The sequence below is a fragment of the Nostoc sp. ChiVER01 genome, assembly GCF_034531155.1.
GTDB lineage: Bacteria > Cyanobacteriota > Cyanobacteriia > Cyanobacteriales > Nostocaceae > Nostoc.
On record NZ_JAVRBS010000008.1, the window covers coordinates 259,161 to 277,749 of the forward strand.

Here is an 18,589-nt window from a genome sequence, read left to right on the forward strand (position 1 = left end):
TTATTTCACCATTCCTTCATAGCGCTGAGAGATGACATAAGTTTGGACTTGTTTGGCTGTCTCAATTGCCACACCAACTAAAATTAACAAAGAGGTGGCACCTATTCCTCGGAAAGTTTTCACATTCAAAGCACTTTCCACGGCGGTGGGGATAATAGCAACCAAGCCCAAAAAGATCGCACCCAATAAAGTTAGTCGATTGGACACGCGTTCGATATACTCGCTAGTTGCCTTGCCGGGACGAATTCCAGGAATACTAGAACCCATTTTCTTCAAGTTCTGCGCTACATCTACTGGGTTGAGAATCAAAGAAGAGTAGAAGTAGCTAAAGAAAACGATGGAAATCATGTAGACCAAGGCATAGACCCAGGAGCTAGAACCGCTTGGACTCAAATAAGTGTTAACTATATTCGCCAAATCGGCATTTTTTGTAAAATTAGCGATCAGCAGTGGCAAACTGAGGATGGCAGCAGCAAAAATAATTGGCATCACGCCGCCTTGATTTAACCGCAGAGGCAGATAACTACGCTGTTCTGCCAATACTCGCCGACCTACTTGGCGACGAGCCGAAATAATTGGGATGCGGCGCATTCCTTCTTGCACAATCACAATCCCAACAATTGTTGCCAGGAAAACTAAGACCAGCACGATCACACGACCCACTGTTTCCCTGCCACCAACTTGTACCAAGTCGATGGTATCGCCTAAAGCTTTTGGTAATGACGCGACAATGTTGACAAAAATCAGCAATGATGCTCCGTTACCAATACCACGTTCTGTGATCAGTTCTGATGCCCACATTACGAACATGGAACCAGCAGTTAGAGCGATCGCAGTTTCAGCTACGAAAATTGGCCCTGGCTTTAAGGCGAATTGCTGGAGGAATAATGCCGAAAAAGCTGTACTTTGTAGAATTGCCCAAACTACAGTGACATAGCGGGTAATTTGCGATATTTTGCGCCTACCTGCTTCACCTTCATTTTTCTGTAAATTTTCTAAAGATGGAATCGCTGCGGTGAGCAATTGGATGATAATAGACGCATTAATGAAGGGCAAAATCCCTAAAGCAAAGACTCCTAAAGTTGAAAGTCCTCGCCCGGAAAATATATCCAATAAGCCGAATATGGAATTATTGCCTGATATGGCTTCGGCAAATCTAGGTCTATCAATGCCTGGCACGGGTAAAAAGATACCCAGGCGAACCAAAATTAAAATACCGACGGTAACAAGCAGCCTACCTCTGAGGCCAGCTGCTTGCGCCATCTGCATAAAAGTTTCTTGAGCCGTTGGGGCTTTATCTCGACTGATCATAGAGTGCTACCTTTATAGTGAACCAGGCGCTGACAGCGAGTTGGCTTCCATTTAAGTGCGCTGTTCCGGCTCACTCATAAGACTTCACAACTACCACCAGCTGCCTCAATTTTGCTACGAGCTGAACCTGTGAAAGCTGCCGCTTGTACCTTGAGCGGAATGCTCAATTCCCCGTTACCTAAAATTTTCAATGGCCCCTTGACAGCAGTCAGGATGCCTGCGGCTTTCAAGGAGGTCAAAGTTACTTCCGTATTAGCAGGAAGAGAGGCTAGCTTCTCTACATTAATCGTAGTGTAAATCTTCTGATTAACAATCGGAAAGCCCTTCAGCTTAGGTAAGCGGCGGTACAATGGCTGTTGACCACCTTCAAAACCTGGACGAGTGCCACTACCAGAACGAGATTTTTGACCTCGCATACCTAAACCAGCACTGGCACCTTGACCGGCAGAAATACCTCTGGCTACACGCTTCTTGCGTTTCTTTGAGCCTTTTTGCGGCTTAACATCGTTGAGTCTCATGATGTAATTAGTTCTTGTTTACACAAAAGCTCTGTAAGTGGGACTCTACTAAATGTAGAGACTTTCAATAGGAATACCGCGATCTTCTGCGACTTCAGAAAGAGTCCGCAGTGTAGATAAGGCATTGACTGCGGCTCTAGCATTATTGAGCGGATTGTTAGAGCCAAGTTGCTTGGCTAAGACGTTACGAACTCCTGCCAATTCCAACACAGTCCGCACAGCACCACCAGCAATTACCCCAGTACCAGGTGAGGCTGGGCGCATCATCACTTTCGCACCGCCACCAACACCATTAATGGGATGAGGGATAGAGTTAGATTTGGTGATAGGGATATCAATGAGGTGTTTTTTGCCGTCGGCTACGCCTTTTTTAACGGCGCCAATTACATCTGAGGCTTTGCCTACTCCAACACCAACTTGACCACGTTCGTTACCGACAACAACGATCGCTCGGAAGCTGAGTTTTTTACCACCTTTGACCACTTTACTTACGCGTCGGATTTGGATAACCCGTTCTTGCCAAGTGGTTTCTTCTTTTTTGGCACGCTTTGTTCTACTTTTACGCTCTGTTGCCATAATTTAGTGCTCTGGTGAACGTCATTTGTGAGCCAGTGCGGTCTTGGGGGTCTCCCCCATGAGTAACTGGCGTTAGCGAAGCGATAGCGACGCAGGAGCGTCACCCGAAGGGTCTTTTGTCCTTTGTCATTTGTCCAATAACTAATGACTAATGACTTTAGAAATCTAAACCAGCTTCGCGTGCTGCATCAGCTAATGCTTTGACACGACCATGATATAAGTTACCACCGCGATCAAAGACTACTTTGGTGATGCCTTTTTCTAGCGATCGCACTGCAATCAATTTACCAACTTGCACAGATGCATCGCGGTTTGCACCTGACGCTAAACTAGATTTCAACTCTGGTTCTACAGTCGATGCTGCCACGATGGTTTGATGTTGAGTATCATCAATTATCTGGGCATAAATATGCTCATTAGAACGAAATACCGCTAAACGCGGACGTTCTGGAGAGCCAATAACTTTGCCACGAACGCGTCGATGACGACGGTTTTTTGATTCTCTACGAGTAAGTTTCATTTCTACTTCTTACCACCCTTACCAGTCTTACCAGCTTTCCGTCTGACCACTTCACCGGCATAGCGAATACCTTTACCTTTGTAAGGTTCTGGTGGACGAACGGCACGAATTTTGGCGGCTGTGTTGCCTACGATTTCTTTGTCATAGCCGCTGACAATGACGTTAGTGGTACCTTCTACAGCAAATTGAATTCCATCTGGTGGTTCAATTTGCACTTGATGGCTATAACCCATATTCAAAACTAGGTTACGCCCTTGAACTTGTGCCCGGTAACCAACACCTTGAATTTCTAAACGGCGTTGAAAACCTTGGGAAACTCCCTCAACCATGTTGGCAACTAAAGTACGGCTCAAGCCGTGCAGTTGCTTTGAGGTACGAGTTTCATCCCGACGATTTACCTGTAATATGTCTCCCTCTTGAGAGAGCGAGACATTAGGTGTGAGAGTGCGAGAAAGTTCTCCTTTCGGGCCTTTCACCACAATATTCGTACCATCGATCGCCACTTGAACTTTGGCGGGAATAGTAATTGGACGTTTACCAATACGAGACATGACTTTTTGTCCTTTGTTATTTGTCCTTTGTCCTTTGTCCTTCACTAATGACAAATGACTAATGACCAATGACTACCAAACGTAACAAAGTACTTCGCCACCCAAGTTCTGACGCCGCGCTTCGCGGTCAGTCATAATCCCACTGGATGTAGAAATAATGGCAATGCCAATGCCGCCTAGTACTCTTGGTAATTCTTTTCTGTTGGAATAAACACGCAAGCCAGGCTTACTCACTCGCTTTAAGGCAGTGATCAGAGGCTGACGGTTTTTACCTTTGTATTTCAGGGAAATCACTAGATTGCGTTTTACCCCTTCTTCTGCTTCTTCGATTTCAGCAATAAAGCCTTCCTCCCGTAGCACTTTGGCAATGCTCCGGGTCATTTTTGTAGCTGGCACTTGTGTAGTTTGATGCCGCGCCAGGTTGGCATTGCGGATGCGCGTCAGCATATCTGCAATTGTGTCGTTAGCCGCCATCGTTCCCTCTATAGATGAACTTATTGATCGCGAAAGGGCATTCCTAATTCTTTAAGTAAGGCGCGTCCCTCTTCGTCGTTTTTTGCTGTGGTGATGATGGAAATATCCAGACCACGTACTTGATCGATGCTGTCGTATTCGACTTCTGGAAAAATTAGCTGTTCTCTGACACCTAGAGTATAATTACCGCGTCCGTCAAAGCTTTTAGGGCTAACGCCGCGAAAATCTCTGATTCTGGGTAGTGACAGGCTAACTAGTCTGTCGAAAAAGGCATACATCCGTTCGGCTCTGAGAGTAACCATGATCCCTACAGGCATCCCTTGACGAATCTTAAAGCCAGCGATCGCCTTTTTCGCCCGTGTCACCACTGGTTTTTGACCAGTGATCACTGAAATTTCGTTTATGGATGCTTCCAGCGACTTCGCATTTTGAGCTGCTTCACCCAAACCCCGGTTAATAGTAACCTTTACCAACTTCGGTACTTGATGAACGTTGGTATATTGAAACTGATTGATCAGTTTGGGGACGATTGTCTCTTGATATAAGGTTTTGAGTCTTGTTGTCGCCATAGTTTTTTGTCCTGATATCCCTGGGCTTGGTCAGGGAACTTTTATTGTCCTTCGTTATTTGTCCTTTGTCTTTTGTTATTTGTCTTTATAACTAATGACTAATGGCCAATGACTAATAACTATTTATCCAGAATCTCGCCAGTTTTCTTGAGTTTTCTAACTTTTTTGCCTTCTGAGGTAAAGGTATAACAAACACGACTGGCAACATTTTGCTTAGTAGAATAAAGCATTACGTTAGAGCTATGAATCGGGAATTCTTGGGTGACAATCCGCCCTGATTCCCCTTCTTGCTGGGGTTTGACGTGCTTGGTTTTAATGTTGACACCTTTGACGATGACTTTACTCAGTTGGGGAAGTGCCTGGATAATTTCACCAACTTTTCCTTTGTCTTTGCCAGCAATCACTTGTACGGTGTCGCCAGTTTTGACGTGCATTTTGTGGAATACTTTGGGCGTACCTTGTTTGGTTGCCATTAAAGCACCTCCGGAGCCAGAGAAACAATTTTAGTAAAGTTTTTATCGCGCAGTTCCCGAGCAACTGGGCCAAAAACCCGTGTACCTCTGGGATTACCGTCTTTGTTGATGATCACAGCAGCATTATCATCAAAGCGAATACTCATGCCACTGTCACGACTTACAGCTTTCCGAGTGCGAACAATTACTGCTTCCACAACATCAGACTTTTTTACAGCCATGTTGGGTGTAGCATCTTTGACAACGGCGATAATTTTATCGCCGATAAAACCATAACGACGATTGCCTCCGCCTAAAACGCGGATGCACATTAGTTTGCGGGCACCGCTATTATCTGCGACATTCAGGTAAGTCTGGGGTTGAATCACAATTATTCTCCCTTGTAATGTTGTTAATTTCTAACAACGATGAGGTTTAAGTAGGCTTGACGTTCAGGACTTCTGTGATTTTCCAGCGCTTGGTTTTACTCAGGGGTCTAGTTTCCTGAATGCGAACGCGATCGCCTACTTTACACTTATTTTCTTCGTCGTGAACTTTATATCGTTGGGTGTTAACCACAATTTTGCCGTACTTGGGGTGAGGAGCGCGGTTTTCTATGGCTACTACCACAGTTTTTTGCATTTTATCGCTCACTACCAAGCCAACTCGTTCTTTAACTGCCATAATCTCCTACTTTTCTTCTTTAGCCGATTGACTTGCTGCCCGTTTGCGTTCTGTTTCTAGCGTTAGCAACTGGGCTAGGCGGTGTCGCATTTGGCGGAACTGGTGAGGCTTTTCTAGTTGTCTTGTAGCTTTTTGCAAGCGCAACTGAAATAGTTGTCTTTTAATAGCGACAATTTCATCAGAAAGCTTCTCGTCACTTAATTCTCTAGCTTCTGACATCTTGGGAAGAGGCATAAGTTACTCCTGCTCCTGTGGTTGAGAGCGCACAATAAACTTAGTTTTTATTGGCAGTTTAAATGAAGCCAAACGCATTGCTTCACGAGCAATTTCTTCAGAAACTCCACCGATTTCAAACAAAATTCGTCCTGGTTTAACTACAGCTACCCAAAACTCTGGATTACCTTTACCGGAACCCATCCGGGTTTCAGCAGGACGCATGGTTACAGGTTTATCAGGGAAAATCCGAATCCAGATTTGTCCACCCCGACGAATATAACGAGTCATTGCCCGACGGGAAGCCTCGATTTGCCGCGAGGTAATCCAAGCCGGTTCTTGCGCTTGGAGCGCAAAATCACCGAAGTTAAGGGTACTACCACGGCTGGCTAGTCCCTCCATCCGTCCGCGCTGTTGTTTGCGGAATTTAGTTCTTCTAGGGCTTAACATGATTGGCTACTAGGTACTGGGCATTGGGCATTGGGCATTGGGCATTGGGCATTGTCAATTCTCTATGCGCCATGCCCCATTCCCCTTTTATCCTTCATTTGAGCGGTCTTCAAATTGCTGGCGACGACGTTGTTGTTGACGACGACGGGGTTCACGATCGCGATCGCCACGATCGCGGGGATCGCGTTCGCGGCTTGCTGGTGGTAGCGGATCTGGTTCCTGTCCAGGAATAATTTCTCCCTTGAACACCCATACTTTGATGCCCAAAATGCCGTAAACAGTTTTTGCTGTGCAATAAGAGTAGTCAATATCAGCCCGTAAGGTATGTAAAGGTACTCTACCTTCACGAGTCCACTCTGTCCGGGCAATTTCTGCACCGTTGAGCCGACCACTAACTTGGATTTTAATACCTTGGACACCAGCGCGTTGGGCCCGTTGAATTGATTGCCGCACTACGCGCCGAAAGGAAACCCGACGTTCTAATTGTTGAGCAATATATTCGGCAATTAGATAGGCATCAGCATCAACTCGTTGGACTTCAACTACGTTAATGCGAATTTGACGATTACTACCCAACAACCCTTGGAGTCCGGTACGCAAGGATTCGATACCTTGACCACCACGACCCACTACTACACCTGGTCTAGCGGTACGTACTTCTAAGTCGATTTGGTCAGCTTTGCGCTCAATCCGCACTTCGGAAATTCCGGCGTTGTTTTGAGCCTGCCTACCCAGCTTTTGTTCTATATATTGACGCAGTTTGTGGTCTTCTTGTAAAAGTTCTGGATAGCGATCAGGAACAGCAAACCAACGGGATTGATGTTCTTGTGTAATACCCAGGCGAAAACCAACTGGATGAATCTTCTGTCCCACGAATGCTTCCTCTAAAATTTCTTACTTTACCCAATTTATTCGTGTAAACGTGATTATTTTTCTGGGGCGGCTCCAACAGCCACAGTAATATGACACGTCGGTTTGCGAATTTGGTAAGCTCGACCTTGCGCTCTTGGTTGGAATCGCTTCAGAGATGGCCCTTGATCGGCATAAGCCTGAGTAATCACTAGTTGAGTTCGATCTAACCCAGCGTTGTGTTCGGCATTAGCAGCAGCGCTTCTGAGAACTTTTAATATGGGTTCAGTAGCGCGATAGGGCATGAATTCCAGGATAATTAACGCTTCACGGTACGATCGCCCACGAATTTGATCGAGTACCCGACGCACTTTATAGGCCGAGATGCGGATAAAACGAGCGATCGCTTTTACTTCAGTAGTATTAGTAGCCATAATTTTCTCCAATTTTGTCATTTGTCATTTGTCATTTGTCACTTGTCTTTAGCTAATGACTAATGACTAATAACTAATGACTACCTACCCGCTTTTTTGTCGCTTTTTCCATGACCCCTGTAGGTGCGTGTTGGGGCAAATTCACCCAATTTGTGACCTACCATCTGTTCATTTACAAAAACTGGAACGTGTTGGCGTCCGTTGTGAACAGCTATGGTATGACCTACCATTAGAGGCAAAATTGTCGAAGCTCTTGACCAAGTTTTAATAACTTCTTTTCTGTTGTTGTCGTTGAGCTTTTCAATTTTCTTTAGGAGATGATCCGCAACGAAAGGACCTTTTTTTAGAGAACGACCCATAGTTCAATTTTGGATTTAGGATTTAGGAATGATGAGTGAGGAATTAGGAGTTAGATTTTACTCTCAACTTATAACTCTTAACTCCTAACTCTTTAAGACTCACGACCACCGCGACCGCGTTTGGAAGACTTACGGCGACGACGGATAATCAATTTGCTGCTAAGTTTCTTACGATTGCGTGTCTTCGCGCCCAATGTGGGTTTACCCCAAGGTGTAACAGGCCCTGATCTACCGATAGGTGCCCTACCCTCACCACCACCATGTGGGTGATCCACTGGATTCATGACGCTTCCTCTAACCTTAGGACGGCGACCTTTCCAGCGATTTCGCCCTGCTTTACCTGCACTCAGGTTTCTTGCATCGGTGTTGCCTACTTGCCCAATGGTGGCGTAGCATTCGCGCCGAATCAAGCGGACTTCTCCTGAAGGCAATTTGAGAGTTACATAATTACCTTCTTTTGCCACAACTTGGGCGCTAGCACCAGCAGCACGCACAATTTGACCACCTTTACCAGGAGTCAGTTCTACGTTGTGAACACCAGTACCCAAGGGAATCTTTGAAAGAGGTAAAGCATTACCATCTTCAAAAGGAGCTTCAGGCCCAGAAATAATTATTGTTCCAACTTTCAACCCATTGGGATGGAGGATATAACGTTTTTCGCCATCTTGGTAATACAAAAGGGCAATTCGGGCATTGCGGTTAGGATCGTATTCAATTGCTGCGACTTTGGCAGGAATATTATGTTTATCCCTTTTAAAATCGATGATTCGGTAAAGTTGTTTGTGTCCGCCACCCCGGCGACGACTAGTAATCCGCCCAGTATTATTCCGACCTTTGGCGCGATGCTTCGAGGTAGTTAGGGATTTTTCTGGCTCGGTTTTTGTGATTTCCGCAAAGTCAGAAACTGTAACTTGGCGAGTACTGGGGGTATAAGGGCGATAAGAACGAGTACCCATAATCTATTTTGGATTTTGGATTTTGGATTTACTTAATTTTGGATTTTGAACTTTGGATTTTAGATTTAATGAGTGTTTAACTAATTGCGACCATCTTGGGGACTTATTGAGTAAACTCCTCAATCTAAAATCTAAAATCTAAAATCTAAAATTCCTAGACTTCTGGGAATAGAACTTGTCTAATCTTGTCTTCATCCCCAGGTGCGACGGTAACAATGGCTCGCTTATATTGGGGTTTATAACCAATAAATTTACCAACGCGCCGCTTTTTACGCGGTGGTAGGGTGGTGTTGACTTTTACAACCTTGACCTGAAACAAGTCTTCGATCGCAGCCTTGATTTCTGGCTTAGATGCCTTTGGAATTACTTCAAAGGTATACTTATTCTGCTCCATCAAGATAGTCGCTTTTTCGGTGACGATTGGGCGACGCACTAAGTCGGCAAGGTCACGGGGGTCAAAGCTAGGCACTGTAGACCTCCTGAATTTTTTCTAGGGCTGATGCCGTAACTACAATTTTGTCAGCGTGCAGTAAATCAAAAACATTTAGCTGGTCGGCTGCAATTAGTTTTAAATTTTCAATGTTGCGGGCTGACAAATAAACGTTATCTGTATCCGCAATTTCAGACAAGATTAACAGTGACTTGCTTTCTGGTACTACTCCCCAACGGGCAAGCGCTGCCACTAATTCTTTAGTCTTTGGGCGAGATAGCTCGGTGCTAAATTCTTCTACTACGATCAAATCCTCAATGCGGCTGACAAATGCTGTCCGTAGTGCTAAACGTCGCTCTTTGCGATTTAACTTAAGGTTGAAGTCTCTAGGCTTTGGCCCAAAAATTACACCACCACCACGCCACAATGGCGAACGAATAGACCCTGCACGAGCGCGACCAGTACCTTTTTGTCGCCAAGGTTTACGGCCACCGCCTCTGACTTCTGAACGAGTTTTTGTACTGGCATTTCCTTGACGAGCATTAGTCAATTGCCGGACTAAGGCGCGGTGTACAATATGAGATGCTGTTTCTTCTTTGGCAACGCGCAACTCAAAGGTCGTCTCGCCAACCTGTTCTCCTTGCCAATTTTTAACTACGCTTTCAACCATCTTTGTTATTTGTCCTTTGTCATTGGTGAGCCACTGCGGTCTTGGGGTCTCCCCAAGTGAAGCAGGTGGCGTCATTTGTCATTTGTCTTTTGCCATTTGTCCTTAGCCAATGACTAATGACTAATGACTCTTGACTAATGACTTTTGACTATCCCACTGTTTTTGCAGGCACAATACTTACTAAAGCGCCCGGTTTACCAGGAATTGCTCCTTTAATAAGCAATAAGTTGCGTTCTGCATCAACTCGAACTATGGTCAGCTTACGGATTGTGATCCGTTTGCCACCTAAACGGCCTGCCATCCGCTTACCTGGATAGACACGACCTGGTGTTGTACCAGCACCAATAGAACCCGGCGCTCTGTGGTTTTTAGAACCGTGGGACATGGGCCCCCGACCAAAGTTGTTGCGCTTCTGGTTGCCCGCAAAGCCGCGACCGATACTTGTGCCGACTACATCGACAATTTGACCTGCACTAAAAATATCTGCTTTAATCTCTTGACCTAAAGCATAATCACCAGAACTTTCGGTGTGATATTCATTTAGGTGACGCAATGCTGGGGCAGATGATTTAGCTAAATGGCCCAGTAGTGGTCTGTTTAGTGCCTTTGGTTTGACTTCGCCAAAACCAACTTGAATGGCAAAGTAACCGTCGGTTTGTTTTGTTTTAACTTGTGTAACGGTGCATGGCCCTGCTTGAATGACAGTTACAGGAATAGCTACTCCTGCTTCGTCAAATACTTGGGTCATGCCCAGCTTGGTGCCGAGAATACCTACAGACACAGTAACTGGTTCTCCTTTCTACTTGCTGACCTTGGACTTGGACTCTAGAGGACACGCTTTGTACGCATCAGTTTAGGCTGGGTTAGCCTGCGAAATTTGGAATGGTTTAAATAAACCGCTCCAAATACTTTCGGACACAACAAACCGTGTCCGTACTGCTTGGTGAATCTGTTTAGCTTCACTCACTAGATCACCAGAACAGCCACAAGTCTCTTCCCCTTGGGAAGGAGTAACTTCTGGAATCAATGCAAGGCGCTACAGCTTAAAGCTGTGTGCAGCAATGCTTTCGTCCAAGCAATTGCTCTGGCACTTTCTGGAGGCAGCGCTGTCGGCGGGTCTTCCGATTTTTAGACGCCCATAAGACGGCTTCCCGGAGATTGGCTACTGCCGTGTTGCAGTTGGACTTAAGCGGTTTTTACCACCCAGTATCCGTTAACTGAGACTGACGTAATGCCATGAAACCAACATTGCTGCTCAGTTTTCACTTCCTTAAACACCTTAAACTATTGTTTAAGATTTCGCCTGCTTTTTCAGAGGCACAGGAGTAAATGTACTCTGGAGCTTTGGATTGGCTTTAATTCTTCGTCCATAAGCTCCAATTTTGACCTGAAAGCTTTCTTAGTTTACCAGTCTATGATCAATCTGAGTTAGATTATCCAATTTGGATTGAGTCATCAGCTTTTGATGCTAACACTATCTCAAAATGACAGTAAGAAGCTAGTCTGATTTGCGTCTTTGGTCACAATCTAATAATATAAATTATTTATTTATGTTTGTCTAGTAATTTATAGAGTTATTTTTTGGGAGTGGGGAGTGGGGGAGCAGAGGGGACAAGGGGACAAAAGTTTAGAGCTTCCAACAAGTCTTTCCCCTTGTCCCCAATTCTCCTTGTCCTCTTTCCAATGCCCAATTCCCAAAAAAATGCTTTTAATCTATCGGTTCAGGGTAAATAATAGAGATATCTAAGTGGGATAAGACGAAAATCTATGGCACTAATTACCACTGGCAATGGTTTAATCCGCGATTTGGAAAAATTTGGCGCTCTTGGAGTGTATGTACCTCTGGAAGGGGGTTATGAAGGTCGATATCAGCGCCGACTACGCGCAGCTGGCTATACTACCCTCCATATTACCGCCAAGGGACTGGGTGATGTAGCTGCGTATCTCACAAGAATTCATGGAGTCAGACCTCCTCATCTTGGTAAAAAAAGCACTGGTAGTGGTGCAGCAGTAGGTCATGTGTACTACTTGCCACCAATTATCAATTCTCATCTAGAACAGTTACCACCAAAGTCTAAGGGGCTGGTATTGTGGATTATTGAAGGGCATATTCTTTCCAATGAGGAACTTGAGTATTTAACGAATTTGCCTCAGTTAGAACCACGAGTAAGAGTAGTCATTGAGAGAGGTGGCGATCGCGCCTTCCGTTGGACTTCTCTAGAAAAAACTCTCTTAGCTAGTTAGTCCTTTGTCATTAGTCATTAGTCATTTGCTCATGACTAATGACTCAATTCAATCAGTATTTCAATAATGCTGGGTCGAAAACTACAAGATGCAAAAGTTAAAGTACAGATTGTCATAAAGGCTTTAACGAATTACAAATTATTTTAATCTTGTTGGTGAGCGAATTTATAAGCACCCCAGAGAGAAAGAGCGATCGCAATCACTAGCAAAATCGGTATGCTGTACCAAGGAAACTGAGACAAGGGTAAATGAGCAGCTGCACGTAGTCCGATGCTGGCATAGGTAAGTGGTAACAGGTAGACTACGACTTTGAGGGCAACTGGTAATGTGCCAGGGTCAAAGAAGGTCGCTCCTAAGAATGACATAGGGATAATTATAAAGTTGTTGTAGAGTCCAACTGATTCGAGCGATCGCACACTCAAACCCACAATCACCCCTAACCCAGCAAATACCGAACAATTCAGCACTACCAACAGTAGAAATAGTGGGTTGAGAAAATTCCAGTTTCCAGTCAACAGGACTGCTACTAAAATCACCGAAGCCGATGTCATCAACCCTCGTACTACTCCCGCCAACATTTTGCCAATGTACAAGGCTAAGGGATGTATAGGAGTTAACAACAATTCCTCGAAGGTTTTGGTAAATAGTCTGTCTCCACAAATCGAGAATGTCGTTCCAGCAAAGCTAACCGTCATTGACGATAGCGCCACCATCCCTGGTAATATAAACTCTAAATAGTTGTTATAGTTACCACTAATTCCTGAGCCTGGTTTGATGGAACTACCCAAACCCAAGCCAAAAGCTAAAATATATATCAGTGGGGATATTAAGCCTGATGCAGCAACTGGTAAGATTCTGACACGTAAATCTAACCAATCTCCCCAAAAAATAGTCAGACTATCAGCTAGAAAGATTTGAAATTGCGAAGTTTTGAACTTCTTGCTTGAGAATAACGCTCTTTGAGATGCCACTTGTTTCTAATTAGTTATTAAAACTTTCTTAAATTTTAATTTATCTTGTTTGACATATCAATTACTAGGAGTAAAAAAATATCTCATCCGAATACGAAAAATTCGTCTAGGAAAGTTGTAAGCAAAGGTTTCCTTCGCTCAAAATTTTCGCCAAATTACAAACAAAAAGCTAGATAATCCAAGCATGATAACTGGCTCATTTGTGCAAATTCAATCAAGACTATTTAAGTAGATATCAAAAATATGCTATAATTACCTAATAAAATTCAATGTAAAACTTAAAAACAGTTACTCTGTGATTTGCATGTGAAGCACAATAAAGTTAATAACAATTCCTTAATTGACAAATAAATAAAATACTCATCAATTCTTCAAGATGGAAACAATAACCGACAAGGTTAAAATTCTGTCCAGATATATACATAAGTTACTATTTTTATCATTTAAGAAGAAGACTGACCAAAAAGTGGCAGACAATTACAGTTAAGAATAGGCATACTGAAAGAGGGAGAAAACTTTAGACCACTCCCTTCCTAATCGGCGTGAAGGTGATTAAGCAACAATGAGACGTAAACCTACTGGTAGATCGGCTACTACTTCTAAACCCTCTATTTTCCAATCCCCAATTTTTAACCTCTTCACCATCGCAATTATGGGAGGGGTGTTGATTTTGGGAATTGGGATTGGCATTGCTTTTAGTTCTACAACCACGTTAGCTCCATCAAATGTGGCTTCTCGTGAATTCATTGATTTGAAAGCACCTAACCCTGAGATTTGCGTGCAGTACGGAGCCAGCGCGATGGTGATGGATGCTAGACTGTTCGTCACTCTCAACCCCTTCAATGTCTATGTTGCCCAACCAAGTATGCGTCCTGGATGCGTAATCCGACAAAATAACTGGGCGCTTTTAGAGAACCGCAAGTTGGTGACATCTGAGCAGGTAAATGAGTGCAAAAATCGCCTGAACACCTTTGGCTTTACAGGTAATTTAGACAGTGATAAACCTGATATTAGGTGTATATATCAGAATGAAGCTGCTCAAAACTTCTTTACGGCTCAACCAGGAGCAGTTGGAACACCTCAAGAAACGGACAGATTTTAGATTTGGGCCATTGGGCATGGGGCATGATGAAGAGGACTTGGGGACAAGGAGAATTAGGGACAAAAGGAAAGACTTGTTGCAAGTTATCACTTAAGTCACCTTGTCACCTTGTCCCCTTGTCTCCCCTGCTCCCTTGCTTCTCCAATCCCTAGCGATCGCATCTGCTTTCATCAGATCATTCGTACTCATCACGTATAATGGTCAAACCTAAAGCTTTGTAGGCACTCAACATATTGTTTGATACTGTAGGTGCAGTTACTAAGTAAGTCAGGGCACGAATAGACTCCACTAGATAAGGAGCAGCTGTGTCTAATTTTTCTGCTGTCACTAATCCTACTACCTCTGCCGATCCAGCAATCATGGCTCGTTTGACGTGGGCTTCATCTAGGTTAGGTACACTAATCCCAACTTCTGGATGCAAACTGCAAACTCCCAACATGCACAAATCTGCACGAATCATCCGTAATGTCTCAATCGTGACAGTACCCACGTTCACCAAGGCTTTTTTGTAGAGTTGTCCACCTAACATCACAACCTCTATATGGGGATGTTCTGCTAAAGCAACTGCTATTGGCGGACTATTTGTGATCACTGTTGCGTGCAAATCTAGGGGCAAATGACGGGTTACTTGGAGAGTTGTTGTACCTCCATCTAAAATCACCACCTGTCCTGTACAAACTAATTTTGCTGCTGTCCGAGCGATCGCTTCCTTTTCTTTTGGCGCTTGCTTTTGGCGATCGGCATAACTGGCCGTGGCTGGAGATTTAAGGAGCGCTCCCCCATGAACACGCTGCAATAGTCCGGTTTCTGCCAGTTCTCGCAAATCCCGGCGAATCGTATCCTCAGAAACTTTGAGAACAGCACTAAGTTCTGTCGAAAGTACCTTTTTATCACGACGCAGTATTTCTAAGATGAATTGTCGTCGTTCAGCAGTTAGCATAATGAATTTTCCTGAAATTGCGTTTTTGAACTTGAAATTGCGTGTTTGTGAGTTTATACTTATTGATATGCAAGTTCTTGTACGGTAATCCGTAACTTCAATTGAATTCAAGCAGATTCATGCACACTTAAATGTATTGATTTTGACATTTAATGAAATCACACGGTTCCACAGTGGTTTTAAGGATAATTGTTGCTCACTGGAGGTTTTAACAATTTTTTTAGTGCGATCGCGCGTCCCCAGGACTTACGCAAAATAATGAAAAAACGAACCGCAAAGTACGCATAGACGCAAAGCGGCTTCCCGCAGGGTAGAACACAAAGAAATAAGAGTTTCACAGAGCTATTGCGTAAGTTCTAGTCCCGTCTGTTCAAATTGCTTTTTATTCAATCAATAAACCATGACTATTATGAATACCCAATTTCCAATTGATCTCGGTGCTTACAAACCTTTAGCGCTCAATCCCGCAAATTCTAGCCTTACAACTGAAGAGCGAGAAACTCTAAAAGCGAATATTCAACTCTGCCGAGATGCGATCGTCTTTTTTACAGCGACTGGTGCTGCTAGCGGAGTGGGTGGTCATACTGGTGGGCCTTATGATACAGTCCCGGAGGTGATGATTCTCGATGCCTTTTTCCGGGGAGCATCGGAGCAATTTGTACCGATTTTCTTTGATGAGGCAGGACATAGAGTCGCCACCCAATATCTGATGGCAACGTTGCATGGTGATTTACCTGCCGAGCAACTTTTACGTTATCGGCAAGCACATTCCAATTTACCGGGACACCCCGAACTGAAACTAACTCCTGGTGTGAAATTTAGTTCTGGGCGTTTGGGCCATATTTGGCCTTACATCAATGGTGTGGCAATAGCAAATCCAGGCAAGGTTGTTTTCTGTCTCGGTTCTGATGGATCGCAGCAAGAAGGCAACGATGCTGAAGCTGCTCGTTTGGCTGTTGCTCAACATCTGAATGTCAAACTAATTATTGATGACAATGATGTAACGATCGCTGGACATCCTTCTAAATATTTACCTGGTTTTAGTGTCGCCAAAACTTTAGAAGGTCACGGGTTGAAAGTACTTCAGGGAGACGGGGAAGACTTAGACGATTTATACCGTCGCCTGAGCGAAGCTGTGAATACTCCTGGAGCGATCGCTCTGATTAATAAACGCCCGATGTGCCCTGGTATTGAAGGCTTAGAAGGTTCCATTCATGGTCATGATGTCATTTCTGTAGATTTAGCAGTTAAGTATCTAGAATCTCGTGGACAAACTGCGGCGCTCGAATACCTTAAAAGTATCGAGAAACCCAAACAAACATATACGTTTCTGGGTTCTGGTGACAAATGGGGCGCTAACCGTGGTGTGTTTGGTGAAGCCGTGGTGGGTGTCCTCAGTCGCATGAGTGAGACGGAGCGTAAAGAAAAAGTTAAGGTCATTGATAGCGATCTAGAAGGCTCCTGCGGTTTGAAGATAATTCATGAAACATACCCAGAAATATTTATTTCCTCCGGCATTATGGAACGGAGCAACTTTTCTGCGATGGCCGGATTCGGGATGGACGAGGGCAAGCAAGGTATTTTTGCGACCTTCAGCGCCTTCTTAGAAATGTGTATCTCAGAAATCACAATGGCACGGCTAAACTATTCCAATGTTCTGTGTCATTTTTCCCATGCGGGTATAGATGACATGGCAGATAACAGCTGCCACTTTGGTATAAATAATATGTTTGCCGATAATGGCTTGGATGATGGCTATCCAACACAGTTATATTTCCCGGCAGATAATAATCAAATGACAGCTTGTGTAGAAGCTGTGTTTTTTGAGCCTGGACTGCGGTTTATTTTCTCCACCCGTTCCAAAGTGCCTAATATTCAGGACAGCAACGGCAATGACTTCTTTGGAAGTGGTTACAAATTTGTTCCTGGTAAAGATGAGGTTATACGAGAAGGGACGCAAGGCTACATCATCAGTTTTGGCGATGCTCTCTACCGTGCCGTTGATGCTATAGAGCGTCTGAAACAAGAAGGACTGGACGTTGGTTTAATTAACAAACCAACTTTAAACACTATTGATGAAGAAATAATTACCAAAGTTGGTAACGCTCCTTTTGTCCTTGTAGTAGAACCCTTCAACCGTCGCACTGGCTTAGGTAGTCGTTTCGGTTCCTGGCTACTAGAGCGGGGGTTGACTCCCAAATATGCCCATCTTGGAACTCATAAAGAAGGTTGCGGCGGTTTGTGGGAACAGTACCCATATCAAGGTATCGATCCAGTCGGCATCATCAACAAGGTGAAGGAGTTAGTTGGAGAAAGCTAATAGTTGCTAATTGGACAAATATCCAAATTAGGGTATGGGGCATTGGTTTGATTTTCCATGCCTCATACCCTATTTGAATTGGATTTTGGGTAAAGGTTGACCAAATTCGATTACCTGGGGATTGGGAAGATTAGGGATTGTTGGAACTGGAAATTCTGACATACCTAAAGGAGGAATGCTATTCAAGTTACTGGGTTGATTTGGGAAAGAAGGAGGGGGAAGAATCAAAGCAGGTTGTGGAGAGGATGTATTGGGATTTAAGGGAGGTACGGTTACAAAAGGCTGCCCTGAGTTATTAGTAATTGTTGAGGGTAGGTTATTTGATATAGGCGGAGCTGTGAGTAAAGGTGCTTGTAGATTAGTAGTGGTTACAGGTAGGTTACTAGATGGCTTTTTGGCTGTTTGAGGTTGTTTCTTGGGCGAAGATGGGGAATTCCGTGGTTTTACGGCAGTAGTTTTACTAGAAATAACCGGACGTAATACCCAGCGAGTGGAGTTTTTTCGAGAAACCGGTTGCAGTTGTATCTGTTTGGGATTTAAAACAGTCCCTGGTGCTAAATCTAGGACAATGCGTGTGTCATTTGCATTTAGTTGAGAAACGCGAATGCTTTTAATTGCTCCAGAATAATTTTGTTGTGTGGTAACTTTGCCCAACTTAGTATTTGGTAAATCTACAACAAGCCGAGACGGTTGGACTAAATAGAAATAACGAGGGGTTGTGCCTGCTGAGAGGGTGATTTCGAGTTGCTGTGTCTTGGGGGAAAAACGCCAATTATCTAGCTTTGCTACTGGTGTAGCAGCAGTAGTGCAAGTTTCAAGCGCGATCGCTGCACAAAAGCCTAATAGACTGATGTTAAATAGCTGCTTGCGCCATTGACACAATTGCCTAGTCTTTAGTCCCTGATCCATTCTTTTTATCTGCTCCATAAAACCCATATAATGCGCTCACAATCCCGTAGACGCGATGAATCGCGTCTCTACAAAGGCGACGAATCG

26 protein-coding genes are annotated in these 18,589 nt (G+C 44.1%); 3 read left to right on the forward strand and 23 right to left on the reverse strand.

What is annotated here, in order from left to right; genetic code table 11:
- The 20 genes from secY to RMY00_RS13890 all read right to left on the reverse strand — a co-directional run bounded on the left by secY (position 1) and on the right by RMY00_RS13890 (position 11,043).
- Positions 1-1,311: a preprotein translocase subunit SecY gene (secY, locus tag RMY00_RS13795; RefSeq protein WP_322648080.1), complete on the reverse strand. Its 1,311-nt coding sequence runs from the start codon at positions 1,309-1,311 to the stop codon at positions 1-3.
- 74 nt (positions 1,312-1,385) lie between these two features.
- Positions 1,386-1,829 (reverse strand): 50S ribosomal protein L15, encoded by a 444-nt coding sequence (gene rplO, locus RMY00_RS13800; RefSeq protein ID WP_229471862.1) that lies wholly within the window; start codon positions 1,827-1,829, stop codon positions 1,386-1,388.
- A gap of 48 nt (positions 1,830-1,877) precedes the next feature.
- The gene (gene rpsE, locus RMY00_RS13805; protein ID WP_109011930.1) at positions 1,878-2,405 is read right to left on the reverse strand and encodes a 30S ribosomal protein S5; all 528 of its coding nucleotides are present in this window, start codon (positions 2,403-2,405) and stop codon (positions 1,878-1,880) included.
- 157 nt (positions 2,406-2,562) lie between these two features.
- Positions 2,563-2,925 carry a 50S ribosomal protein L18 gene (gene rplR / locus RMY00_RS13810; RefSeq protein WP_322648081.1) on the reverse strand — a complete coding sequence of 121 codons (363 nt, stop codon included), beginning with the start codon at positions 2,923-2,925 and terminating at the stop codon, positions 2,563-2,565.
- Positions 2,926-2,927: 2 nt separating this feature from the next.
- Positions 2,928-3,476: a 50S ribosomal protein L6 gene (gene rplF / locus RMY00_RS13815; protein WP_322648082.1), complete on the reverse strand. Its 549-nt coding sequence runs from the start codon at positions 3,474-3,476 to the stop codon at positions 2,928-2,930.
- 72 nt (positions 3,477-3,548) lie between these two features.
- Positions 3,549-3,950, reverse strand: coding sequence for a 30S ribosomal protein S8 (gene rpsH, locus RMY00_RS13820; protein ID WP_109011927.1), 402 nt, complete (start codon positions 3,948-3,950; stop codon positions 3,549-3,551).
- A gap of 20 nt (positions 3,951-3,970) precedes the next feature.
- Complete coding sequence (rplE, locus tag RMY00_RS13825; protein WP_229450952.1) at positions 3,971-4,519, reverse strand: 50S ribosomal protein L5; 549 nt, start codon at positions 4,517-4,519, stop codon at positions 3,971-3,973.
- A gap of 119 nt (positions 4,520-4,638) precedes the next feature.
- Positions 4,639-4,992 carry a 50S ribosomal protein L24 gene (gene rplX / locus RMY00_RS13830; protein WP_109011925.1) on the reverse strand — a complete coding sequence of 118 codons (354 nt, stop codon included), beginning with the start codon at positions 4,990-4,992 and terminating at the stop codon, positions 4,639-4,641.
- Complete coding sequence (gene rplN, locus RMY00_RS13835) at positions 4,992-5,360, reverse strand: 50S ribosomal protein L14 (RefSeq protein ID WP_012410715.1); 369 nt, start codon at positions 5,358-5,360, stop codon at positions 4,992-4,994. Before rplN ends, rplX begins: the two co-directional genes overlap by 1 nt.
- A gap of 46 nt (positions 5,361-5,406) precedes the next feature.
- Complete coding sequence (rpsQ, locus tag RMY00_RS13840; protein WP_100901244.1) at positions 5,407-5,655, reverse strand: 30S ribosomal protein S17; 249 nt, start codon at positions 5,653-5,655, stop codon at positions 5,407-5,409.
- A gap of 6 nt (positions 5,656-5,661) precedes the next feature.
- Positions 5,662-5,889 carry a 50S ribosomal protein L29 gene (gene rpmC, locus RMY00_RS13845; RefSeq protein WP_322648083.1) on the reverse strand — a complete coding sequence of 76 codons (228 nt, stop codon included), beginning with the start codon at positions 5,887-5,889 and terminating at the stop codon, positions 5,662-5,664.
- Between the two features lie 3 nt (positions 5,890-5,892).
- On the reverse strand, positions 5,893-6,318 hold the full coding sequence (rplP, locus tag RMY00_RS13850; protein WP_069070775.1) for a 50S ribosomal protein L16: 426 nt from the start codon (positions 6,316-6,318) through the stop codon (positions 5,893-5,895).
- A gap of 87 nt (positions 6,319-6,405) precedes the next feature.
- Positions 6,406-7,191, reverse strand: coding sequence for a 30S ribosomal protein S3 (gene rpsC / locus RMY00_RS13855; RefSeq protein WP_322648084.1), 786 nt, complete (start codon positions 7,189-7,191; stop codon positions 6,406-6,408).
- Positions 7,192-7,244: 53 nt separating this feature from the next.
- On the reverse strand, positions 7,245-7,601 hold the full coding sequence (gene rplV, locus RMY00_RS13860; RefSeq protein ID WP_100903154.1) for a 50S ribosomal protein L22: 357 nt from the start codon (positions 7,599-7,601) through the stop codon (positions 7,245-7,247).
- A gap of 80 nt (positions 7,602-7,681) precedes the next feature.
- On the reverse strand, positions 7,682-7,960 hold the full coding sequence (gene rpsS, locus RMY00_RS13865; protein ID WP_012410721.1) for a 30S ribosomal protein S19: 279 nt from the start codon (positions 7,958-7,960) through the stop codon (positions 7,682-7,684).
- Positions 7,961-8,052: 92 nt separating this feature from the next.
- A complete protein-coding gene (gene rplB / locus RMY00_RS13870) occupies positions 8,053-8,916 on the reverse strand; it encodes a 50S ribosomal protein L2 (protein ID WP_322648085.1) in 864 nt (287 codons plus the stop codon).
- Between the two features lie 154 nt (positions 8,917-9,070).
- A complete protein-coding gene (locus RMY00_RS13875) occupies positions 9,071-9,385 on the reverse strand; it encodes a 50S ribosomal protein L23 (protein ID WP_069070779.1) in 315 nt (104 codons plus the stop codon).
- Entirely contained in the window at positions 9,378-10,016 is a 639-nt protein-coding gene (gene rplD / locus RMY00_RS13880; protein ID WP_100903153.1) for a 50S ribosomal protein L4, read from the reverse strand. The genes RMY00_RS13875 and rplD overlap by 8 nt, the downstream gene beginning before the upstream one ends.
- Positions 10,017-10,164: 148 nt before the next feature.
- On the reverse strand, positions 10,165-10,797 hold the full coding sequence (rplC, locus tag RMY00_RS13885) for a 50S ribosomal protein L3 (protein WP_322648086.1): 633 nt from the start codon (positions 10,795-10,797) through the stop codon (positions 10,165-10,167).
- Between the two features lie 72 nt (positions 10,798-10,869).
- Positions 10,870-11,043, reverse strand: a complete 174-nt coding sequence (locus RMY00_RS13890) for a hypothetical protein (protein ID WP_322648087.1) — start codon at positions 11,041-11,043, stop codon at positions 10,870-10,872.
- 740 nt (positions 11,044-11,783) lie between these two features.
- Here RMY00_RS13890 and RMY00_RS13895 point away from each other — a divergent pair.
- Entirely contained in the window at positions 11,784-12,260 is a 477-nt protein-coding gene (locus tag RMY00_RS13895; RefSeq protein WP_322648088.1) for an NAD(P)H-quinone oxidoreductase subunit N, read from the forward strand.
- Between the two features lie 143 nt (positions 12,261-12,403).
- Here the strand turns inward: RMY00_RS13895 and RMY00_RS13900 are convergent, their stop codons facing one another.
- Entirely contained in the window at positions 12,404-13,231 is an 828-nt protein-coding gene (locus RMY00_RS13900) for an ABC transporter permease (protein ID WP_322648089.1), read from the reverse strand.
- 562 nt (positions 13,232-13,793) lie between these two features.
- On the opposite strand from RMY00_RS13900, the gene RMY00_RS13905 reads away from it, so the two are divergent.
- Entirely contained in the window at positions 13,794-14,333 is a 540-nt protein-coding gene (locus tag RMY00_RS13905; protein ID WP_109011918.1) for a DUF3172 domain-containing protein, read from the forward strand.
- Between the two features lie 175 nt (positions 14,334-14,508).
- Here RMY00_RS13905 and RMY00_RS13910 read toward each other — a convergent pair whose 3' ends face one another.
- On the reverse strand, positions 14,509-15,273 hold the full coding sequence (locus tag RMY00_RS13910) for a DeoR/GlpR family DNA-binding transcription regulator (protein ID WP_109011917.1): 765 nt from the start codon (positions 15,271-15,273) through the stop codon (positions 14,509-14,511).
- Between the two features lie 400 nt (positions 15,274-15,673).
- Between RMY00_RS13910 and RMY00_RS13915 the strand changes: the two genes are divergently transcribed.
- A complete protein-coding gene (locus tag RMY00_RS13915) occupies positions 15,674-17,593 on the forward strand; it encodes a transketolase C-terminal domain-containing protein (protein ID WP_322648090.1) in 1,920 nt (639 codons plus the stop codon).
- 69 nt (positions 17,594-17,662) lie between these two features.
- Here RMY00_RS13915 and RMY00_RS13920 read toward each other — a convergent pair whose 3' ends face one another.
- Entirely contained in the window at positions 17,663-18,502 is an 840-nt protein-coding gene (locus RMY00_RS13920; RefSeq protein ID WP_322648091.1) for an AMIN domain-containing protein, read from the reverse strand.
- Between the last annotated feature and the right edge of the window lie 87 nt (positions 18,503-18,589).

Bases quoted from the DNA above. Each gene is read 5' to 3' on its own strand.
- secY (WP_322648080.1), bottom strand. From the start codon at position 1,311: ATGATCAGTCGAGATAAAGCCCCAACGGCTCAAGAAACTTTTATGCAG.
- rplO (WP_229471862.1), bottom strand. From the start codon at position 1,829: ATGAGACTCAACGATGTTAAGCCGCAAAAAGGCTCAAAGAAACGCAAG.
- rpsE (WP_109011930.1), bottom strand. From the start codon at position 2,405: ATGGCAACAGAGCGTAAAAGTAGAACAAAGCGTGCCAAAAAAGAAGAA.
- rplR (WP_322648081.1), bottom strand. From the start codon at position 2,925: ATGAAACTTACTCGTAGAGAATCAAAAAACCGTCGTCATCGACGCGTT.
- rplF (WP_322648082.1), bottom strand. From the start codon at position 3,476: ATGTCTCGTATTGGTAAACGTCCAATTACTATTCCCGCCAAAGTTCAA.
- rpsH (WP_109011927.1), bottom strand. From the start codon at position 3,950: ATGGCGGCTAACGACACAATTGCAGATATGCTGACGCGCATCCGCAAT.
- rplE (WP_229450952.1), bottom strand. From the start codon at position 4,519: ATGGCGACAACAAGACTCAAAACCTTATATCAAGAGACAATCGTCCCC.
- rplX (WP_109011925.1), bottom strand. From the start codon at position 4,992: ATGGCAACCAAACAAGGTACGCCCAAAGTATTCCACAAAATGCACGTC.
- rpsQ (WP_100901244.1), bottom strand. From the start codon at position 5,655: ATGGCAGTTAAAGAACGAGTTGGCTTGGTAGTGAGCGATAAAATGCAA.
- rpmC (WP_322648083.1), bottom strand. From the start codon at position 5,889: ATGCCTCTTCCCAAGATGTCAGAAGCTAGAGAATTAAGTGACGAGAAG.
- rplP (WP_069070775.1), bottom strand. From the start codon at position 6,318: ATGTTAAGCCCTAGAAGAACTAAATTCCGCAAACAACAGCGCGGACGG.
- rplV (WP_100903154.1), bottom strand. From the start codon at position 7,601: ATGGCTACTAATACTACTGAAGTAAAAGCGATCGCTCGTTTTATCCGC.
- rpsS (WP_012410721.1), bottom strand. From the start codon at position 7,960: ATGGGTCGTTCTCTAAAAAAAGGTCCTTTCGTTGCGGATCATCTCCTA.
- rplB (WP_322648085.1), bottom strand. From the start codon at position 8,916: ATGGGTACTCGTTCTTATCGCCCTTATACCCCCAGTACTCGCCAAGTT.
- rplD (WP_100903153.1), bottom strand. From the start codon at position 10,016: ATGGTTGAAAGCGTAGTTAAAAATTGGCAAGGAGAACAGGTTGGCGAG.
- RMY00_RS13895 (WP_322648088.1), top strand. From the start codon at position 11,784: ATGGCACTAATTACCACTGGCAATGGTTTAATCCGCGATTTGGAAAAA.
- RMY00_RS13905 (WP_109011918.1), top strand. From the start codon at position 13,794: ATGAGACGTAAACCTACTGGTAGATCGGCTACTACTTCTAAACCCTCT.
- RMY00_RS13910 (WP_109011917.1), bottom strand. From the start codon at position 15,273: ATGCTAACTGCTGAACGACGACAATTCATCTTAGAAATACTGCGTCGT.
- RMY00_RS13915 (WP_322648090.1), top strand. From the start codon at position 15,674: ATGACTATTATGAATACCCAATTTCCAATTGATCTCGGTGCTTACAAA.
- RMY00_RS13920 (WP_322648091.1), bottom strand. From the start codon at position 18,502: ATGGATCAGGGACTAAAGACTAGGCAATTGTGTCAATGGCGCAAGCAG.